Source organism: Microvirga yunnanensis, assembly GCF_025460875.1.
Genome location: NZ_JAMXFI010000154.1, coordinates 1 through 19,565 on the forward strand (window position 1 = coordinate 1; position 19,565 = coordinate 19,565).

Annotated in this window: 18 protein-coding genes and 1 pseudogene; 7 read left to right on the forward strand and 12 right to left on the reverse strand. The window is 61.9% G+C overall.

The window, feature by feature from the left end; translation table 11 throughout:
• Positions 1–696 precede the first annotated feature (696 nt).
• Together NF876_RS38895 and NF876_RS38900 are read left to right on the forward strand one after the other, a co-directional pair.
• Complete coding sequence (locus tag NF876_RS38895) at positions 697–2,376, forward strand: MFS transporter (protein ID WP_262273206.1); 1,680 nt, start codon at positions 697–699, stop codon at positions 2,374–2,376.
• A gap of 215 nt (positions 2,377–2,591) precedes the next feature.
• Positions 2,592–3,845 (forward strand): ROK family protein, encoded by a 1,254-nt coding sequence (locus NF876_RS38900; RefSeq protein ID WP_262273222.1) that lies wholly within the window; start codon positions 2,592–2,594, stop codon positions 3,843–3,845.
• A 61-nt stretch (positions 3,846–3,906) separates the two neighbouring features.
• Here the strand turns inward: NF876_RS38900 and NF876_RS38905 are convergent, their stop codons facing one another.
• From NF876_RS38905 to NF876_RS38935, 7 genes are all read right to left on the reverse strand, one after another.
• On the reverse strand, positions 3,907–4,749 hold the full coding sequence (locus tag NF876_RS38905) for a carbohydrate ABC transporter permease (RefSeq protein ID WP_262273207.1): 843 nt from the start codon (positions 4,747–4,749) through the stop codon (positions 3,907–3,909).
• Positions 4,739–5,665 (reverse strand): carbohydrate ABC transporter permease, encoded by a 927-nt coding sequence (locus tag NF876_RS38910; protein ID WP_315975119.1) that lies wholly within the window; start codon positions 5,663–5,665, stop codon positions 4,739–4,741. The genes NF876_RS38905 and NF876_RS38910 overlap by 11 nt, the downstream gene beginning before the upstream one ends.
• A 42-nt stretch (positions 5,666–5,707) precedes the next feature.
• Entirely contained in the window at positions 5,708–6,988 is a 1,281-nt protein-coding gene (locus NF876_RS38915; protein WP_262273209.1) for an ABC transporter substrate-binding protein, read from the reverse strand.
• A gap of 23 nt (positions 6,989–7,011) precedes the next feature.
• On the reverse strand, positions 7,012–8,622 hold the full coding sequence (locus NF876_RS38920; protein ID WP_262273210.1) for an FAD-dependent oxidoreductase: 1,611 nt from the start codon (positions 8,620–8,622) through the stop codon (positions 7,012–7,014).
• Positions 8,619–9,644 carry a LacI family DNA-binding transcriptional regulator gene (locus NF876_RS38925; protein ID WP_315975117.1) on the reverse strand — a complete coding sequence of 342 codons (1,026 nt, stop codon included), beginning with the start codon at positions 9,642–9,644 and terminating at the stop codon, positions 8,619–8,621. The genes NF876_RS38920 and NF876_RS38925 overlap by 4 nt, the downstream gene beginning before the upstream one ends.
• Positions 9,645–9,916: 272 nt before the next feature.
• The gene (locus NF876_RS38930) at positions 9,917–10,234 is read right to left on the reverse strand and encodes a DUF1330 domain-containing protein (RefSeq protein ID WP_262273212.1); all 318 of its coding nucleotides are present in this window, start codon (positions 10,232–10,234) and stop codon (positions 9,917–9,919) included.
• A 149-nt stretch (positions 10,235–10,383) separates the two neighbouring features.
• The gene (locus NF876_RS38935) at positions 10,384–10,578 is read right to left on the reverse strand and encodes a hypothetical protein (protein WP_262273213.1); all 195 of its coding nucleotides are present in this window, start codon (positions 10,576–10,578) and stop codon (positions 10,384–10,386) included.
• A gap of 777 nt (positions 10,579–11,355) precedes the next feature.
• On the opposite strand from NF876_RS38935, the gene NF876_RS38940 reads away from it, so the two are divergent.
• The 3 genes from NF876_RS38940 (at position 11,356) to hmpA (ending at position 13,937) form a co-directional block, all read left to right on the forward strand.
• Positions 11,356–11,559 carry a hypothetical protein gene (locus NF876_RS38940; RefSeq protein ID WP_262273214.1) on the forward strand — a complete coding sequence of 68 codons (204 nt, stop codon included), beginning with the start codon at positions 11,356–11,358 and terminating at the stop codon, positions 11,557–11,559.
• A gap of 177 nt (positions 11,560–11,736) precedes the next feature.
• On the forward strand, positions 11,737–11,976 hold the full coding sequence (locus tag NF876_RS38945; protein ID WP_262273215.1) for a hypothetical protein: 240 nt from the start codon (positions 11,737–11,739) through the stop codon (positions 11,974–11,976).
• A 746-nt stretch (positions 11,977–12,722) separates the two neighbouring features.
• Positions 12,723–13,937 (forward strand): NO-inducible flavohemoprotein, encoded by a 1,215-nt coding sequence (gene hmpA, locus NF876_RS38950; RefSeq protein WP_262273216.1) that lies wholly within the window; start codon positions 12,723–12,725, stop codon positions 13,935–13,937.
• Positions 13,938–14,347: 410 nt separating this feature from the next.
• On the opposite strand, the gene NF876_RS38955 is transcribed toward hmpA, so the two are convergent.
• The 4 genes from NF876_RS38955 to NF876_RS38970 are packed head-to-tail and all read right to left on the reverse strand — an operon-like array spanning position 14,348 to position 17,539.
• On the reverse strand, positions 14,348–15,166 hold the full coding sequence (locus tag NF876_RS38955) for a c-type cytochrome (protein ID WP_262273217.1): 819 nt from the start codon (positions 15,164–15,166) through the stop codon (positions 14,348–14,350).
• Positions 15,167–15,168: 2 nt separating this feature from the next.
• Complete coding sequence (locus tag NF876_RS38960) at positions 15,169–16,800, reverse strand: cbb3-type cytochrome c oxidase subunit I (protein WP_262273218.1); 1,632 nt, start codon at positions 16,798–16,800, stop codon at positions 15,169–15,171.
• A complete protein-coding gene (locus NF876_RS38965) occupies positions 16,787–17,332 on the reverse strand; it encodes a cupredoxin domain-containing protein (protein WP_262273219.1) in 546 nt (181 codons plus the stop codon). Before NF876_RS38965 ends, NF876_RS38960 begins: the two co-directional genes overlap by 14 nt.
• A gap of 3 nt (positions 17,333–17,335) precedes the next feature.
• Positions 17,336–17,539, reverse strand: coding sequence for a hypothetical protein (locus tag NF876_RS38970; protein ID WP_262273220.1), 204 nt, complete (start codon positions 17,537–17,539; stop codon positions 17,336–17,338).
• Positions 17,540–17,790: 251 nt separating this feature from the next.
• Between NF876_RS38970 and NF876_RS38975 the strand changes: the two genes are divergently transcribed.
• Positions 17,791–18,177, forward strand: coding sequence for a response regulator transcription factor (locus NF876_RS38975; protein WP_262273221.1), 387 nt, complete (start codon positions 17,791–17,793; stop codon positions 18,175–18,177).
• A gap of 148 nt (positions 18,178–18,325) precedes the next feature.
• Here the strand turns inward: NF876_RS38975 and NF876_RS38980 are convergent.
• Positions 18,326–19,039 (reverse strand): annotated as a pseudogene (locus tag NF876_RS38980) (YoaK family protein); the annotation flags it as partial.
• A 214-nt stretch (positions 19,040–19,253) separates the two neighbouring features.
• Between NF876_RS38980 and NF876_RS38985 the strand changes: the two are divergent.
• Positions 19,254–19,565, forward strand: a 312-nt coding sequence (locus tag NF876_RS38985; protein ID WP_315975118.1) for an acetyl-coenzyme A synthetase N-terminal domain-containing protein, incomplete at its 3' end; no start/stop codon positions are given.

The following is a 19,565-nucleotide window of genomic DNA, read 5'->3' on the forward strand; positions in this document are numbered from 1 at the left end:
ATGACGGGTCTTGCTCGGGCACAGCCTTGGCCGCAGCGAAAAGCCGTCGCATGGCGCAGATCCAGGCGGGAAGGAACCCAAACTGCGGTCAAAATCGCCCCAAAAGCCTCAGAACCGCATTGGTATCGATATCAACGCCGCCTAGCAACCTAACTTATGGCAATCCGTAATGAGTCCAAGTTTTGCTTCCTTTACTGCTCATGGTTGCTTTCTATCAGTAATTTATCGCCTCCGGAGCGTTGGATTTTTCCAGGTACGCGAGGCATCTCGGGGCGGACCTTAGCCTCCTCAGGGCACGAGACTGGCGAGAGGTGGATCCTCGGCTGATCTGCGTTTCAGACCGAGGCTGTTCCCGAGATCGGCGACCAACCCCAGCTTGCGGCCGATCATAACCTTAAGGAAGCCTGCAACATCCAGACTCCGACGAAGACGGTCCATTGTTCCGCATGGAACGCGGCGTTGGATGGCGGCTTCACACGGTCCATGTCCCGAGCCGATTGCAGCAACCTGAAGTCCAATCCCCATCAAGGGAGGGATCGGTTCTCGTCTGGTCAGGTTGGCAATTGCTACGGCAACCGCCAGTGCCGGCGCATTATCGCTCTCCAAAACCTGATATACACGCTAACGGGCGACGCCGTTGGCCCTGCTTGGCCACCCTCGGGCTGGCTCCGGCCCTCATCTCACATCGGGTTCTCCATGCCACCACAAGATGCTGACGTCCCGCACAGGCGGATATCCTCCTTATCGCCCTTCCAGCATCGCATCTTCCTGGCTGTCTGGATCGCCAGCTTGGCCTCCAACTTCGGCGGATTGATCCAGTCGGTCGGTGCGGCCTGGCTGATGACCTCCATCGGTGCGTCGGCCGACCTCATCGCCTTGGTGCAAGCCTCGACGACGCTGCCGATCATGCTGTTCTCACTCATGGCCGGCGCCATCGCGGACAATTTCGACCGCCGGCAGCTCATGCTCGTCTCGCAACTCTTCCTGTTGGCTGTGTCAGTGGCCCTGACCTTGTGTACCTATTATGGCCTCGTGACGCCGTGGCTTCTGCTTGGGTTCACTTTTCTCGTCGGCTGCGGCACGGCCTTCAATGGGCCCGCCTGGCAGTCGCTGGTGGGCGAGATGGTGCCCCGCGCTGATCTGCCGGCCGCGATCGCCCTCAACAGCATGGGTTTCAACATCGCCCGCAGCCTCGGGCCGGCCCTCGGCGGCATCATCGTCGCAACGGTCGGCGCCTTCGCCGCCTTTGCCGTCAATGCGATCAGCTATCTCGGACTGATTGTCGTTCTGGCACGCTGGCGGCTTGTGCGGCCGCCGCGAACCTTACCCCCTGAAGCCCTCGGATCGGCCATGGCAGCGGGAATCCGCTATATCGCCATGTCGCCCAATCTCAGCGTGGTGCTCTTGCGGGGAGCGGCCTTCGGTGTCGCGGCCATCGCCGTCCAGGCCCTGATGCCGCTCGTCGCCCGCGACCTGATCCAGGGCGGTCCGCTCACCTATGGCCTGCTGCTTGGTGGCTTTGGCGCCGGGGCCGTCGGCGGCGCCCTTCTCAGCGCGCGCCTCAGGCAGGCCCTGTCGCTTGAGGCGCTGGTACGCATCGCCTTCATCAGCTTTGCCGTCTGCGCTTCAGTCGCTGGATTGAGCCCTTTCACGCTTGTGACGATCGTTGCGATGGCCCTTGGTGGGGCGAGCTGGGTGCTGGCGCTCTCGAGCTTCAATGCCACCGTGCAGTTGTCCTCGCCCCGCTGGGTGGTCGGGCGCGCCTTAGCCCTCTACCAGATGGCAACCTTCGGCGGCATGGCCTTCGGCAGCTGGATCTGGGGCGTGGCGGCCGCCCGGTTCGGGACGTCGGACGCTCTTCTGATCGCCGCGGGGGTGCTGGTGGCCGGAGCGGTCCTTGGCCTGCGGCTGCCCTTGCCTGAGATGAAGACACTGAACCTTGATCCGCTCAACCACTGGACGGAGCCTGATCTTGCCGTCGATATCCTCCCACGCAGCGGCCCAGTCGTGATCACAATCGAATACATGATCCGGGAAACAGATGTCGCGGCCTTTCTCGCCGTGATGGCGGAGCGGCGACGGATCCGCCGTCGGGACGGCGCGCGTCATTGGACGCTGCTGCGGGATCTGGAAAACCCCGAGGTCTGGCTCGAGCGCTACCATAGTCCGACGTGGCTGGACTACGTGCGGCACAACCAACGTATCACGCAGGCCGATGCTATCGTGGGAGAACGGCTCCGGGACCTTCATCAGGGGCCGGGTCGGCCGCGCGTGCATCGCATGATCGAGCGGCAACCGGGCGGGCTACCCCTGGATCCTGGATCTCATGGCCATGACCTGGCCGAACCGCTGACCGATCCGACCCGGTCATCATAGCTCATGTCACCGGCTCCCGAAGCTGCCGAAGCTGCCGAAGGCTGGGCGAGGTCTTCCGGTGGCACCGAGGGGACAAGTATCGGCTGCATCTAATCGGATCACCAGCCAGACATGGAATGTGACACTGAGTGATGTTACGGCGCCAGAGGGCCGTTCGCGGTACCCGCTTCACGGAGCTCTGGGATTGAGGCAAGCCATTTGTTGCCTCGGCGGTCATCGCAGTCGATGCCACCGCAAGGACCCGCCCCGTACCCGTAGACCGGCTCCTTCATGCCATCCACGCCCACGGCTGCATCGCCATGGCCGACGTGGCGACCTTCCAGGAAGCCCAAGCGGCCGTCGGTATGGGTTTCGATATCCTCGGAACAACCCTGTCGGGCTATACCGGGGGACCTGTTTCTGAGGCGCCCGACCTGGATCTGGTGGCGGCTTGCGCCACTCTTGGAAAACCCGTGGTGGCGGAGGGGCGGTATAACAGCCCTGATCTCGCAAAAAAGGCCATTATTCATGGCGCGGACGCTGTCTGCGCTGACTCCGCGATCACGCGGACCGAGTATATCACAGGCTGGTTTGCCGACGCTATCGCGCAGGCCGCTCTTACGGACGCCGAAGCAGTTCTCGCTTTCGACATCGGAGGGACCAAAACGCTGGCCGCCTTGGTTCGAGGCCGAACTATTCTTGAGAAGCAGGTCGTTCGCACTGACTGCAATGTAGGGACCGATCGATGGATGGAGAGTCTTGCGCTACTCGCTGCGGAGTGGGAGGGAGCCTATGACCGCATCGGCGCAGCCGTGACGGGCCTCGTCCGTGACGGGCACTGGTCTACGCTCAATCCCGACACGCTTCCGATCCCTGAGGCATTCCCTCTGATGGAAAAACTTGCGAAGCGGTTCAAGTGCCCTGTCGCTATCTGCAATGACGCTCAAGCCGCCGCCTGGGGCGAGTACGTCTATAGCGCCGGCGAACGGCAGGACATGATATTCCTGACAATCTCCTCCGGAATTGATGGAGGTATCATATCAGGCGGGCGTCTCATGGTCGGCGCCCGCGGGCTTGCTGGAAGCCTGGGCCAGACGCTGTGGCCCCGTGCCAGAGAGCGACTTGAGACGCTCGCATCCGGCTTTGGCATGTCTCTCGCTGCCTCGGCTATCGGTCGCCCGGCTGATGCCAGACAAACCTTTGAGGCAGCAGAACGGGGTGAGGAATGGGCGAACTCGATCGTCCAGGGCGCTGCGGAAAAACTCGCTGTGTCGCTTGCCAATTTGCAGGCCCTCATCGATCCGGAGCGCATCGTGCTCGGTGGAGGAGTGGGCCGTGCCCCAGCCTTCCACACCCTTCTATGGTCCGCTCTATTACAGGTTGGTGAGCGGATGAGGCCGCGCCTCGTTCCGGCACGCCTTGCCGCCGGTTCAGGCGTTCTGGGAATATCCGACATCGCGCGGCATGAGTGGCCGATTGAGCGTAGGTGAGATCGCGGCCCGCATTACCCTTTGCTGACCATTAACCGCGATCGGACGGCCTCTTTCGACGTCATCCCTTCAGGCCGGTATGAGCCAAACCCTCGATGAAGTGGCGTTGTGCGATAACGAATACCACAAGGACGGGGAATGCCGTGAGCGTCGCGGCCGCGAGTTGAACGTTCCACATCGGTCCCCCATAGGCATCCACGAACTGGGTTAGGGCCTGCGGGAGCGTAAACTTCTCCGTCGACGAGAGGAACACGATGGGCTCGAGATAGAGGTTCCAACTGTGAAGGAAGGTGAAGATCGCAACCGCAGCCAGGGCGGGTCGGGCCAGCGGCAACGCGATATACCAGAAGATCCTGACCCGCCCGAGCCCATCGATCCGCGCAGCATCCTCGAGCTCAACGGGCAGGCTGATGAAGAACTGCCTCATGACGAATGTCGCGAAGACGCTCGGTGCGCCGAATATCGGCACCAGAATGAGGGGCCAATGGGTGTTGATCAAGTCCAGCTTCAGGAAAAACCGGAACAGAGGAACGATCGTCACCTCGGCGGGAATCAGCAACCCCAGCAGAACGAACATGAATAGAAGGTTCTGTCCAGGAAAGCGTATCCTGGCAAAAGCGTATCCTGCAAGGGACGCGACAGCTATCGTCCCGAGAGTAACAATGGCCGCGATGTAGGCGCTGTTGAAATATTGCTGTGCGAAGGGCTGGAGTTCAAAGACCTTGCTGTAGCTTGAGGGGTCGATCGCCCGGGGAACGAGCGCCGGCGGGAATACGAAGATCTCCGCGATCGGTTTGAAGGATGACGTGACCATCCACCAGGTCGGAAAGACGAACGGGATCGAGAGCAGGCACAAGAGGCCGTAGATCCCAACCTTCGCGCGAGGAGATAGGCTATCTCTCATAGTGAACCCATTTTCTGCGTAGATGCCACTGCGCGAAGGTCAGCACGGCCACGATGAGGAACAGCAGGATCGATAGAGTCGAGCCGAACCCGAACAGATGGAATTGGAAAGCCTGCTGATAGAGGTAATAGACCAGGACCGTCGTCGATGTTCCGGGGCCGCCCTGTGTAAGAATGGCGATTTGTGCGAAAACCTGGAGCGATCCGACAATCGTGATTATCGCAGTGAGTAAGATCGTGGGGCTGATCAACGGAACCGTGATGCGTGAGAACTGCTTCCACCGGCTCGCGCCGTCGACGACAGCCGCCTCATAGAGTTCGCCTGGCACGTTCTGAAGGGCCGCCAGGAACAACACCATATTGAGGCCGACATTTTTGAACACTTGAACCACAATGACCGAGATCATCGCGGATGTCTCGCCGCGCAGCCAGTTCGGGCCTTCGACGCCGATCATTCCCAGGAGGCCGTTGATGCCTCCATTGTTCTGGAGGAGGAACCCCCAGACGATTGTCCATGCGACCAGCGAAACGACGACTGGCGAGAAGAACAGAGTTCTGAAGATCACAACCCCGCGCATCTTCTGGTTCAGGAGCACTGCAAGCAGGAGGGCGAGCGCCATGTTGAGAATGACCAATCCGACGGAAAAGACGGCGGTCGCTCTGAGAACCTCCGGCAGGACCGGGTCGGCCAGAAGCTGCTGGTAGTTACTCAGGCCCGTGTAATCGAAGGTACCCGCCAGGACGTTCCATTCATGCAGGCTGTACCAGAACACGAGGACCAACGGCATCATGACGAAGATCAGAATGCCGGCAACCTGTGGCATGACGAAGATATAGCCGGTCAGGGCATCACGCCGGTCCGTCGTCCAGAAGGGTCCTTTGCGGGACCCTTCTGCACTGGTCGGCTGTTCGGCCATTTCAGCTGATGTCACCTTCGTTTGCGCGATCATGTCGCTTCTCTACCGAGCCAGCAGCGGGGCGATCCGTCCGCAGATTGCCGTGAGCCCGGCTTTCAGGTCCGCATCAGGCATCCACAGCTGGTCCAGTCCGGACCGCACCAGTTGCTGGATCTGGGCGAAGCCCGTATGGCTCGGCTTCACGGTGCCATTCTCGATGCCTTTGATGACGACTCTTTCGATCTGTTCGGGCTTCAGGAGCGGATTGGTCTTGGCTAAGACGTCCGTCTTGAGGAGCTTCTTGCGGGCAGGGGGGAAGAACTGCGCGAGCTTTTCGGAATTCGCGGGATTGGTCATGAATGCAAGAAACTGCGCGGCATCCTGAGGGTTCTTGCCGTTCTTCAGCACCCCGATGCCGGCCTGGCCGATCACTGCATAGGCTCCGACAGGGCCGGTTGGCAGCGGGAGAAGATCCCACCCGAACCCATTCTTCGGCAGAAGCGAAGCGCGACTGATCTGTGTGATGGTCATCGCGGCATCGCCAGCAAAGAAATCAGCACTGGTTCCCGGCCCGGGCAGCGCTTTATCCGCGAAAATAGCCTTGTGAATGAAACTCATCGCCTGCGACATCTCAGGCTTATCGAAGCCGCACGTCTTGCCGTCCTCGCTCCAGGGCCGGGCGTTCCAGCCTCCCCAGATGGTGGCCAGGTTGTCCCAGCCCTTGTAGTCGAAGTCACGGACCACGAGACCGGCTTTGCCCGTCTTGGCGTTCACGGCCGAGGCGACAGCGACGACGTTGTCCCAGGTCCATGCATTGGACGAGAGGAGCTCCGATGCGCTCTTCTGTCCGGATTGCTGCAGCAAGTCATTGTTCACGAAGACGCCAAAGGGCGAAGTCGAGAATGGGTAGGCGAAGATCTCGCCCTTTCGGGACCAGAGAGCCAGAGCGCTGGGTGCGATGTCGTCCGCTTCATATTTTGGGGTCGACTTCAGGATTTCCGCCAGCGGAAGAAGGGCTCCCGAATTGACGAAATCCGGGGCGGAGTTCTCGAAGATCCAGGCCAGATCTGGGGCATTGCCGCCTGCGATCTGGGTTGTCAGTGTCGTCGTGTAGTTCTCGAAGGGAAGGGTATCGAACGTGACCTTCACGTTGGGGTGCGCCTTTCCATACTCCTCCGCGATCCCATTGAAGAGATCGAGGTGCGCCTTGTTTCCGGTCCAGACGGTCACGCGAAGATGCACATTGTCCTGGGCCAAGGCTCCTCCGAGGCCGGCAGAGGCACCGATGGTCGTCAACAAAGCTAAGCTCGCAAGTCCGATCTGACGGCGGGCGGTCTTCTTCATGGCGTTCCTCCCTTGTTGCGTTTTTAGTAACCCTTGATTTCGGGCCATCGGAGTTCGATGCCCTGTCTCTCGAGCAGCGTCTGAAACTCCACTAGGCGGTCCTTGTTTTCGCGAACCGCGTGCGGCGTCGTTCCGCGCTCCAGGCAATGGGCAGACAGTAGGCCCGCAACCTCGCCAATGTTCCACTCGACGGGGTGAAGCCTGTAGCAGCCGTTGGTGATATGCGTGGTGCCGATATTCTTCCCTGCCGGGAGGAGGTTCGTCACGCGCTGCGGCAGCAGGGCTCCGAGTGGGATCTCGAAGGGGCAGGAACCGACATCGATATAATTGTCGCCGCCCGTCGATGGATGGAGATCAATGCGATACATACCAACGCCGACGCTGTCGGCATAGTTGATGGCTCCCCGCTCTCCCCGAACCGCCAGCGAGAGGTCCTGCTCGACGATCGTGTAGGCGGCTTTGATCCGGCGGCTTTCGCGGATGTACGGTGCCTGTGCCAGTCCATGCTCGGTGCCGGTGACGTCGCCTCGCAAGCGCAGCCCGCGGAACCCGATCCCACCATCCGTACGCGGCGCTTCGGTTTGGAGCCAATAGAACACGCAACGCGAAAGCCCTTCGGCGGCTTTCAGATGGCCGCGGGCCTGGTCGTCCGGGATCTCGAAGACGGGGCCTTCGAAATAGTCGATCATCGGCCAGTTCACGAGGCAGATATCGCTGGCGTAGAAGCCGTCGGTGAAGTTTCGGCGAGCTGCAATGCGGCGGAAGGTCCAGAGATTGGCGTCTCCGGGATTGCGGCGCTGGTCAGCGTCGACCAGAAGCGGATCGTCATCGGGGTTAGGCGTGAAGCTCCGCTCCACGATTTCCAGGGTCCGCGGGTGGGGTGATTTCCACCCGAGCAGAGGCCCACCCCAAAATGCCGGTTCATAGCTGCGCCAAAAATCATAGCGATCCGGCTTGTCAATCGTTTGGTCGCCATCCACGTGATCGACGGCGAAGCAGATCGAGACGGCCTGCATGTTGAGCGGCTGCGCCTCCTCGGGTGCGCTGGGCTCCCCCGTCATGGAACGGGGTTCGAAACCGGTCACATACTCTGTGCCCGTGAGAGGAAGGAGTTCGCCAGTCTCGGTTGCGTCGATCACGTAGGAGGCCGCGACGATGATTTCGTCGCCGTTGTCGCGATGGGCAAGGCGTACTGCCCGAACGCGATCCGCGTCCATTTCTGCGCCAACGGGTCGGTAGGGCTGCAGGACCCGAAGCCGGCCGGCGCCACGATAGGGCGCAAGCATCCCTTCCATGACAGTGAGGGCCACTCTCGGCTCATGACAGAGGCGGCTCACCCACCCTGCCCCTGGGTTCAGATCGCGCCATTGGCGTGAACGTTCCGTGAGCGGGTAATGCTCGCGATAATAGTTGCGAATCTCTTGGCGCAGGGTGCGGTAACTCGCCGTAATGCCGAACTGCTCCACCCAGGAATGCTCGTCAGGTGGAACCGCCTGGCTCGTGAGCTGACCGCCGATCCAGTCGAATTCCTCGGTCATGATGACCCGGCGTCCAGCTCTGAGAGCCGCGAGTGCTGCTGCGACACCACCCAGACCGCCGCCGACGACCAGGATCTCTGTACGAGCTTCTTTCACGATGACCTCTTCATTTTAGGAGCAGGACCGAGCGTTACGCCCCGCACGAGTTCACAGGCAAGAAGCCGCTGCCGCTGGTGCGGGCGTCCTTCAAGCGCATCTGCCACCATCTCGACAGCGAGACGACCCATTTCCTCACGGGGAATATGAAAGCCCGTGAAATTCATCTGGGTCGGAACGGGTCGCGTTGGATTGCCGAGTGCCACGAACGAAAGGTCGTCCGGGATTCTGAGACCGAAGGAACGGGCGGCCTCTGCGCCATGCACCGCATCGGCCAGATCCTCATAGAAAATGACCGTAACTCCGGCGTCCCGCAGATCGGAGATCAGGCTGCCTGCGCTTCTAGGATCATCTCCACCGACGACGATCGCCGCCGTGGCTGAACGGGTCGCCTTGTCGAAACCTTCCCAGCGGTCGAAGGAAGCTTCGATCCCGGTCCTCCGGCCCACATATGCGAACGCATGGTGGCCGAACTCGAACGCTTGGCGTACCAGCGCCGTCGTCGCCATTGCGTAGTCTACTCCCACATAGGGCACGGGCCCACCTGCATCATCCCGTCGTCCGATGGCGACGAAGTGATAGCCGCCGGCCACAAGCTGAGCGAGTTCTTCCCGATCGAACTCGCGTCCCAGTATGATGCACCCGTCGGCCAGACGCAGACGATTGTCGTCAGTGAAGATTCGCCTTCTGCCCCCTTCGCCTCCGGCAGATGTGAACAGGAGCACATCATAGCTTTGGCTTTGAGCCCCCTGCTCGATCCCAAGAAGGAAGGGCAGGAAGAAGTCCGCCTGCGCGCTTGGAAAGACGGGCTCGTAGGAGAAGACGCCCACGATCTTATTCTTCTTGTTCACCATCCGCCGAGCGATGGGATCCGCGACATATCCAGTCTCACGAATAACACGGGCGACACGGTCTTGCGTCTCCAGAGGAATTCTCTCGAGGGCATTGGCTTGGCCGTTCAGAACCACAGAGACCGTTGCCTGACTCACACCGGCGATACGCGCAACATCCCTCTGTGTCACAGCCCTCTTCAACGGCCACCTCGCCTCTGCAAATACGTATTAGCATATAGAGGGTGCATAGAAACCGCTCCCCTGACAATCATTCCTTAGTATAGGGACCTTCAAACGAGTAAGACGCTGGGCGCGAGGTGGGCGCTGGCGCACCCCAATTCGCGCCATAGGGCGGGCAGGTGGGGCCGATATGCACCAGAAATAGGGTGTGGCGACGCCACAAAGCGCAGCGGCAATGAATCCACGTCGAAGTGGCTGCGGCACTCTCGGGATTCTGGATTTTAGGCGAAGAGGGGCTCTGGCGTGAATGGCGAACGCTCAACCAGCAAGACCCTTGCTGTGGCTCCGACTGATCGCAGTTCCTGAAGAATGATCTTCATTTGCTCAGATGCTGCGGCTTGCCGCGCCTCCTCCAGGGTGCGGAACTCCAGCATTGTGAAGGTGTCGGGGCTGGCCTTATCCGCTGTGCGATAGGCCATGAAGGATACAACCCCAGGCATATGGAGAAGCTGGGTGATCCAGTCGCGAACATGCCGGTTGTAATTGTTCCAGCTTGGCGTGTCGGTCGGGCGGTCGTACTGGAACATGACATAAGCCATGGTCACCTCCGGGCTCGCACTGCGACAGCGCGGGCAATCAACGCATCCGAAGATATCAGCGCTTTCCCGCTACCCAGACCTGACCGCGAGCACGTAGATCGCCACGACAGCAGCCATCAGGAGCAGTGCGATCAAGGCTTGGGAGAGCATTACATGAAGCCCAGGATCACTGCTCCGCAGAACAAAAATGCCAGAGCAGTAGCAAAGACCGCTTCGTTGCCTTGAGACAGATAGGACCGAATTCTCTGCATTCTGATATCCTCCCAAATTCGGGAGTATACGCCCTTCTCAAGCGCAGCGATACGATTGTTGACGGCATGAATATGCCTGAGAGCGAGCGTCACCTTCGTTCTCAACGGCAAGCATGAACGGAACGCTGACTCAGATCGTTCAGGCCCTTACTGTCATCAAAAAGCCTGTTCGTTGACGTCTCATTCCGGCATGAGCAAGGCTCCGAAGCGACCGAGCCAGCGTGACGATCTCAGACGGTGGAACGATGAAGGCGGCGCGCCGCGCTCCGGGTATCCTTCCCACGAGCCGCATTTCGCGCCCGAGCCCAAGGCCCATCCGGCTCTATACTATTTCAACATCATGACTCCGGGCGGCCTTATCGAAGACCCGGAAGGGAGACCTACCCCAGCCCTCAGATTGCGCGAAAGGACGCGTTCGCCAAAGCTCGCGCCGTGATCGCGGGAGGCGATCACGAGGGCTAGGGCTCGCGCTGTGCTGCGCGAGACAATCGAGCGCTCGGGCTGGTATCCAGCTTTGCGTGGGAAGGAGCGCCGGGAACTCATTGAGCGGGATATGGAGCGGCACTGGCACCTGATGAGGGACGACGCCAGAATGGGCCTGGAGCAGTGCCGGAAGAGCTCATGAGCCTTGCAGGATTTTGATACAGGCTGCGCTGTTCCGAGAACCTGGGCCATGAGTAAACCAAAGGAGATCTTTGAAGCGCCAGCCCGACCCGCTATTCTAAGTCTGCTGCCTCTCATGGCTTGGTCCATAGGACTGCCCTAATCGCGAGGCCGCATCGCCCAACCCGTTCGGGGTCTGCCCGGCAGCGCCAGCGTCCCCGTTCGGCTGTAGGGGATCATCATGGGCTTGGTTGGAGGCTGTAGGCCATGCCGAAGCATCCCCATCATGACCAAGCGGCAGAGTACCGCCGCCAGGCGCAGGAGATCCGGACCATGGTCCAGAAGCTCTCGATCGACGAGGCCCGCGAGCAGCTTCTCGAGACAGTGGAGCGCCTTGAGAAGCTGGCGGAGGAAGAGGAGAGAAAGGCTCGGGCCAACAACTCGCGGCGAGAGAGTCAACCAGAGGCATAATTTCAGGGGCTGGTCCGTATAGCCACTGCCTCAACCGCGCGATATCAAGCAGCGGGCTGCTAGCTTCTGGCAACCCCTGATGGAATAATGTTGGTTGTATGCTTGGCAACGGTGTACAATAGGGAGTTGTCGGCTAGAGATGCGCGTGCTCCCGCCGGCAAGGCTTAGGAGCTTCCTATGCCCCATTTCTATGACACCTGCGCAGGACCGATTGAGGGTCTCTATCTGCCTCCTATTGCCTGGGAGGTGCTGCGGAGGGAGAATATTCAGACCCTTGATCAGCTCAGAGCCAATGCACACCGGCTTGACCAGTTCGATGGCATTGAGGCTGACATGGCGCAACAAATCAGACTAACGCTTGCCTATGTCGAGCCATTCGAAGATCGCACAACGCTGTATGATGCGTGGACCTCATAAGCGCGATCTTCATTCTGGTTCACGATTGCGGCCATCAAGACTGTAACTCCTCACTGATGTCGAGAATGCCGTCAAGGCTGCGTTCTGCGCCCTCTTGGCAACCCAATAGTCCTTCCAAGCCTGCGGACTCTTCTCTGGGGTCGCTACCCGGCTGGATCGGCCGCCCTTCCAGTTGCCATTGCCCTCTCCGCACGGTGCACCGCTGCCAGGCGTACCACCATGGAGATGGCACCGGACACCACCTCGCACCGGAGAACGGCGGCACGGGACTCTGGAGCGTGTATTTGCGCCCCATTGGCGAGATCGGGGTCATCCATGGGGTTGATCCGAAATTTACTCTGAAATTTGCGGCATCACGCGTTGGACTGAGGGCACCGGTCCGGAGGTTGAGGTATCCTGGATTTCGAGGCCGCGCCCTTCGATGAGGACATGCATCATGCAACAGCCCACGATGCGCGAGATCGAGCGCCGTAAGTACCGTCCGGCTAATGACAACTGGGCGGGAGCGAGAGCAGGGTCTGCCGCCCGAATGTCGCCGACCCCCATGGCACCGGTATTCCGACTCGGGACGCCCGGCGGTGACCGGGCCGCCATCCGGCCTACGACCGAAGGTGATCAGGGCAATCCCTTAGTTTCGAGAGTGGCCCCAACGGCGTATCGCCTGGCCCCGAACGGCGGGCCTCACTCATGCCGGATCGGTCCGTCGGCACCTTTTCCCGTGATGCTGCATCCCAGGAGGTCATCCCATGACGGACACACTGAGCGATACGACCATTCACCTCGTCAAGGCCACCGTGCCCGCGCTCCAGGAGCATGGGCTGGCGATCACCAAGCGCATGTACGAGCGCATGTTCCAGAACGAGGAGATCCGCGACCTCTTCAACCGGTCGCACCACGGCGAAACCGGATCGCAGCCCAAGGCGCTAGCATCGGCCGCGCTCGCATACGCCCAGAACATCGACAATCTGGGGGCCCTCGCGCCGGCCGTCGAGCGCATCGTGCAAAAGCACGTCGGCCTGAACATCGTGCCCGAGCACTATCCGCATGTGGCCGAGGCGCTGCTCGGCGCGATCAAGGACGTGCTCGGCGATGTTGCCACGGACGAGATCCTGGCCGCCTGGGGCGAGGCCTACTGGTTCCTGGCCCACGTGCTGATCGGACGCGAGAAGGCGATCTACACCAGCCTCGCCACCGCCCCCGGCGGCTGGAACGGCTGGCGCAACTTCCGGATCGAGAGCAAGCAAAAGGAGAGCGAGATTATCACCTCGTTCGTGCTGCGGCCCGAGGATGGCCAGCCTGTGCTGCGCCATAGGCCCGGTCAGTACCTGACCTTCTGGATTGAGGTGCCGGGCCAGCACCCGCTCAAGCGCAACTACAGCATCTCCAGCGCGCCGAATGACGAGACCTATCGCATTTCGGTCAAGCGCGAGCCGCAGGGCATCGCGTCCACTTGGTTGCATGACCAGACTGAAGTCGGGACCATGCTCAAGGTGGCGCCGCCCGCGGGCGAGTTCTTCCTCAACGAGGAGTCTCCGCGACCGGTCGTGCTTCTGAGCGGTGGGGTCGGGCTGACCCCGATGATAAGCATGATGGAGACCATTGCAGCCAAGTACCCCAACAAGGCCGTCCATTACGTGCATGGCACGTTGAACGGCTCGACCCACGCCATGAAGGACCGCGTCCGCTCCCTGGCTCAAGCCTACCCGAACATCAAGGCCACCACCTTCTATGTCGAGCCGCGTCCGGATGACCGCCAGGGCGAGAGTTTCGACCACGTCGGCCTGATCACCATCGACTGGCTTCGCGCCAACACGCCGCTGGATGAGGCCGGCTACTACCTGTGCGGACCGCGGCCGTTCCTGCGGGCGTTCGTCGGCGGCCTAGCCCTGGCCGGGGTTCGGTCGAACCGGATCCACTACGAGTTCTTCGGACCCGCCGACGAGATCCTCGCGGCGGCGTAGCCGTCCCGCGGGAATTCCATGGCATCCCCCGCGACCGGGGGATGCCGGGCCACCGATGAGAACGCACGGCTTCGAGCTGCCGCACAAGCCCTATGCCGTCGAGGACGTCTCACAGGCGCTGCGGCGCCTCGCGGACGAGTATAGCCGAGTTGCCTCCCGATGTGGCAACAGGAAGCGCCCCTGTGTCTCCTCGAGACGCAGTGGGCGCTTCCGACGCCCAACCGAAGTCAACCGCCGGGCACAGAGTGAGGCCCCGCGCGGCGCAATTCATTGACGCAGCTCAAGTCCGGGTTCACGGCCGCGAATGGGACCTGACTTTTCGTTGCTGGGATGAGCCGACCTCGGCTGGGAGTGCCGTGGGCACGGCTCAGACGGATTTTGCCGCGGGAGATGTATTCGCACGTCCGACGTCAATAGCTGAGCGTCGTCGCATAGAACGTGGCAAGCCTGTCGATCTCGCGGTCGGTCAGCTTCGAGGAGACGCTGCGCATGCGGGTGTAGATGTCATTCTTCCGGTCCCCCGTCTTGAAGGCATGCATCTGACGCGCAAGGTATTCCCGGTTCTGGTGCGACAGCGTGGGCGTCTCGACCGGGCCTCCGGCGTTGAAGCCATGGCAGGAGTTGCAGGCGGGAAGTCCACGGGATGGGTCGCCCCTCTCCACCAGACGGATGATGTCCTGGTCAACCACCTCGGCCGTCGTTGGGTCGAGATCCCGCCTCGTGCTCGAGGCGAAGTGGGCGGCCACATCGACGATCTGCCGGTCATCGAGACCTTGGGCAATGCCCGTCATGACCTCGTGCACGCGGCTGCCGCTCTTGTAGTCGTGCAATTGCTTGAAAATCGCCGCCGCCGACTGGCCGGCCAGATTGGGATTCTGGGGATCGGCCGCGATGCCGCGCTCGCCATGACAGGCGACGCAGCCCTGGGCGACCTCGGCGCCGGCCTGGGTCCGCTGGCCGAGCGCCCGCATCAGGTCCGTGCTCCAGGCCACCCGCGTCGTTGGCTGCGCCGTTGCCGCACTCGTCGGCTGCCTGACGGCGGGAGAGCCCGGCAGGATGCCGACCGCACGGCAGATGGCGGTGAAGGCATCGATCCCTGCGGCTCGGCCTTGCACCACCGGCAGGATCAGGAAGCCGAACACGACCGAGAACACCAGGATGGAGACGATGATGACACTGGCCCAGAACCGCCAGGGCCTGTCGATCTCGCGCAGTTCGGCCGGTCTCATGATCAGCCCCTCCCGTTGACCCGGTGCACGATGGCCTCGGGCGCGTCGATGATGAAGAACTGGGCGATCGGGTAACCGTAGGCTGCGATCATCAGGACGAGAACCAGCACGTTCCAGAGGGCAAAGCCGTTGAGCGCCGCGGGCACCCGCACGGGAGGATGCACGGCCAGCGCGTAGATCGGCCCCAGCCCCGTCGCCGCGACGGCGCGATCCCGATGGAACTCCAGCAGATTCCAGACGAACAGAAGCGCGCTCGCCAGGAGGATGATGCCGCCGGCGAACGACACGATCACCCAGGAGCCCCAGCCGGCGATGATCGGGTCGGCATAGTTGAACGTTGCCACGCGTCGCCATTGTCCTTGCAGGCCGAGATAATGCCAGGGCAGGGTCATCACCATCATGCCGATGAACCACAGCCAGAGCTGAAGCCGCTGATGGCGAAGCGACACCGGCTGGCGTCCCGTCAGCGTCGGCCAGATGGCATATGCGATCGCGAAATACATGATCACCACCGTGCCGCCGAAGATCAGGTGAAAGTGGGCCGTGACCCATGACGTGTTGTGGACCATCGCGTTCATGCCGAAGGACATGTTGATCAGTCCGCCGCCGCCGCCGAACCACAGCATGAAGAAGGCCATGCCCGTGGCCAGCACCATGGGCCGATCCCAGGGCAGAGCAGCGATCCAGCCGAAATAGCCCCGGCCGCCGCGCAACCGTCCGGCAATCTCCATCGAGGCCGAAATGGTAAACACCGTGAGCAGGGTCGGAGCCGCGACCAAGGCCGTGAAGCTCATTTGCAGGAACTTGAAAGCGCTCGATTGCTGCGGGTCCATGAACAGATGGTGCATGCCCACGGGCAGGCTGTAGATCAGGAACAGGATGAAGGTCAGGCGACCCATGGTGTCGCTGTAGAGCCGCCCGCCCGCTGCCTGCGGCACCATGGTGTAGAAGGCAATGTAGGCCGGGATCAGCCAGAAATAGACGATGGCATGCAGTGTCCAGGAGAACAGCGTGCGCGAGAGCCCGACGTCGACGGACTCGTTCCAGCCGAAGGCCGCCGGGATGACCTGGAACAGCAGTTCCGCCGCGACGCCCACCGTGGTCCAGAGCCACATCACCGCGTTGGCCACCGTTGCGAACATGGCCAGCGGCACCGGCACACCCGGGTTGGCGCGCTTGAACTCGAGCATGGCCACGATCATCAGTCCGCACCAGATCCAGGAGCCAACCACGACGAGCACGAGGCCAATGTAGAAGAACGGGCTCCCGGTGAGCGGTGGATAGAAGGTGAACAGAACGGTGGCGTTCCCTGTGAGGATCGTGACCGCGGCCATGAGCGAGCCGATGACTCCGAGCACGAAGCCAAGCCAGGCAAGACGCGGAAAGGGCAGGGGACGCCCGAGCGCGGTCTCGGCCACATAGTATCCGAAGCCCATCACCATGAAGGTCGTGAGCACATAGGCCATGGAGACTCCATGCGCTGTAACGGAGGTGAAGTAGGCTTGGGCCGTGAGGAATGGCGCGGGCAGAGGACTCCGCGCCCACATCTGCCAGACGCCGAGCACCGCCGCGATGGCGAGGGCCGCAAAGGCCACCCACAGGTGGGCGAGCGTCAGGCGTCTAGCGTGCGTCACAAGTCGCTCTCCCATCCGGGCCGGGCTTGAACTCGTCCTCCGGTACGACCCGCACCGTCGCCCACATCTGGCTGTGGCCAAGACCGCAGAACTCGTGGCAGGGCATCAGGAGGTCGCCGGTCCTCGTGAAGACGGTATGCACCTGGCTGACATAGCCCGGGATGATCATGGTGTTGACGTTCGTGCCCGTGACCAGGATGCCGTGAATCACGTCCGGCGTCGCAAAGCGCAGGGTGACGGTGCGGTTCGCGGGTACGACGATGCATTGCGGCTGGAAGGCGAACTGCGTGGCGACGATGCGGCTCGTGACCTGATCACCGGGTTCGACCCGCGTCCCGAGGTTTCCTTCCGTGAACTCGCCCGTGAGATGCAGGGTTTTCGGGTCGATTGTCTCGATGTTGCTGGGCGGGTTGATGTGGTGGATAAGGCCGGCATAGATGATCGCCAGCATGATCGCAGTGATGATCGCGGTCACCAGGGCGGTCCACCACAGTTCAGTCTTGAGGATGTCCTGTTCGGTGTCGGCGCGCATGGCTCAGCCCACCATGCCGCGGGGCAGGAAGACGAGCGCATACATCAGGAACCAGGCCACCAGCAGCAGCCCGACTGTCAGCAGCGAGAGGGCCAGAGCTCCACTCGGAACCTCGCGCATGACGCTCTCCAGGGCCGCCTCATCGATGCCATCGTCCGGTCTTGATGGGAACTGGGCCGAGGATTTCGGATCGGGTGTGAGCGCCATGGGATCCCCTGAGCCAAATGTCTGCCCTCCAGAACATGAGCGCCGATGCGGGGGACCATCGGCATCTGGAGCGAGCAAGGACGCACTGTGGACTATTTATCCGCCAAGGCCATGGTTCAGGCAATCGCTGATTAGGCACTACGCCTTAGGGATAATTCCGGAATGGAGGCGGCGTCCTGGCTTTGGCATGGTTCGCCCGGTGGCGGATCGCATCCTGCGGCCGCCGGACAAGGAACAGCGCAGGATTGGCCATGTCCGAACTTGCCGAACGTGTGCTCCTGGTGGACGATGACCTCGCGGTCCGAACGTCCCTGAAGTTCGCCCTTGAGCTGGAGGGATTGGCCGTGCGCGTCTACGACAGCGGCGCCGCGCTCCTGGCCGACCCGGATCTCGCGCGAAGCGCGTGCATCGTGGTCGACTACAACATGCCTGGGATGAACGGGATCGAGCTGGTGGAACGGCTCGAGGAGCGCCACCTACACCATCCGATCATCCTGATGACGTCCGGAAAGGCGCGGGACGTACCGGAGGCATCCATCCATCCGGACATCCGGGACGTCCTCGAAAAGCCTCTCGAGGACGATGCGCTGCTCGACCGCATCCACGCTGTCCTGGCCTCCACCTGCCCCCGGGACTGAGGACGAGCCTTCGCAGGATGGTGCCGTCCCAGCCGGACCTGTCGTCAACTCCTCTCAGCCACCGATAGCCAGGAGGAACTGGCAAGGCAGGTTGATGACGAGCCTACCCGACGCTTGTTGGGGCCGGATGCGGGAGCAGCGAGGGGCCGGCCAGCAGCAGCAGCAGGACGGCAAGCGGAACGCAGGCCACGTAGCCCAGGTAGTGGAATCCAAGTGCTCCCATCACGCCGCCGATGAAGAATGATCCCAACAGCCCCGCTAGCAGGCGGAGCTTGGCCCGATCGGCTGTGACGACGGGAGCCGCGCCGTCGGAGCGGTCCCGGTTCCAATAGACGAGCTTTCCGAACTCGATGCCGAGGTCGGTGACCATTCCCGTTACATGGGTCGTCCGGATGCGGGCACCGGAGATCTTGGTCACGGTGGCATTCTGGAGACCCATGATGAAGCACAGCAGAGGTGCCCCGACGAGGATCATTCCAGGTCCCTCGCGAGCCAGCCCTCCCAACAGGCCGAAGCCTAGCAGAAGCGCGGCCTCGAGGAGCAGCGGCAAGGCATACCGGCTGCCGCGGCCCGAGCGCCGACCCCAGTTGATGAGCATGGCCGAGCAGGCGGCGCCTGCCATGAAGGCCACGAGGGCGCCGAGGCCGACCAGCACCAGACGGACTGCTCCCAGCGCGAGATGATCGGCCATGGCGGAGAAAATCCCGGACATGTGCGATGTGTACTGCCCGATCGCCAGGAAGCCGCCCGCGTTGGTGGCGCCTGCCACGAAGGTGAGAACCAGGCCGAGCTGCGTGTCGGCGGCTCCGGTTCGCTCGGCAGAGACGATCCGGCGGGTGAGACCGACATAGTGAACAGCCACGCCGCTTCGCTGCCTGGACGTTCGGTGCGCGGTCATGCCCTTTCGATCCCCATCGCAATCCTCCGGCCGTCATACTTTCTTACAAGTCTCCAAGGCCGACCCGATTGATCTGCCTCAATTCGACGAATTGTCGGCCCAGTATGATGGTGCGCAAGTCCCGAAGCCAAGAACAACACAGGGACAAAGGAGAGGGGCGACTGGGAAAGGCAAGCGCATGAACATTGAAGCTCCTGTTGCGACGCTATCTGCCTACGACGTGCCGGCCGAGTGGACCCACCGTGCCTATCTGGACGACGCGGGCTACCGGGCCAAGTACGAGGCCTCGGTCAAGGATCCGGAGGGCTTCTGGGCCGAGGAGGCGAAGCGCATCGACTGGTTCAAGGCCCCGACCCGGATCAAGAACACCCATTTCGGCCCCGACCATGTGGCGATCCGCTGGTTCGAGGACGGGGTCACCAACGTGGCCTATAACTGCGTCGACCGGCACCTCCACACCCGGGGCGACCAGGTCGCGATCATCTGGGAG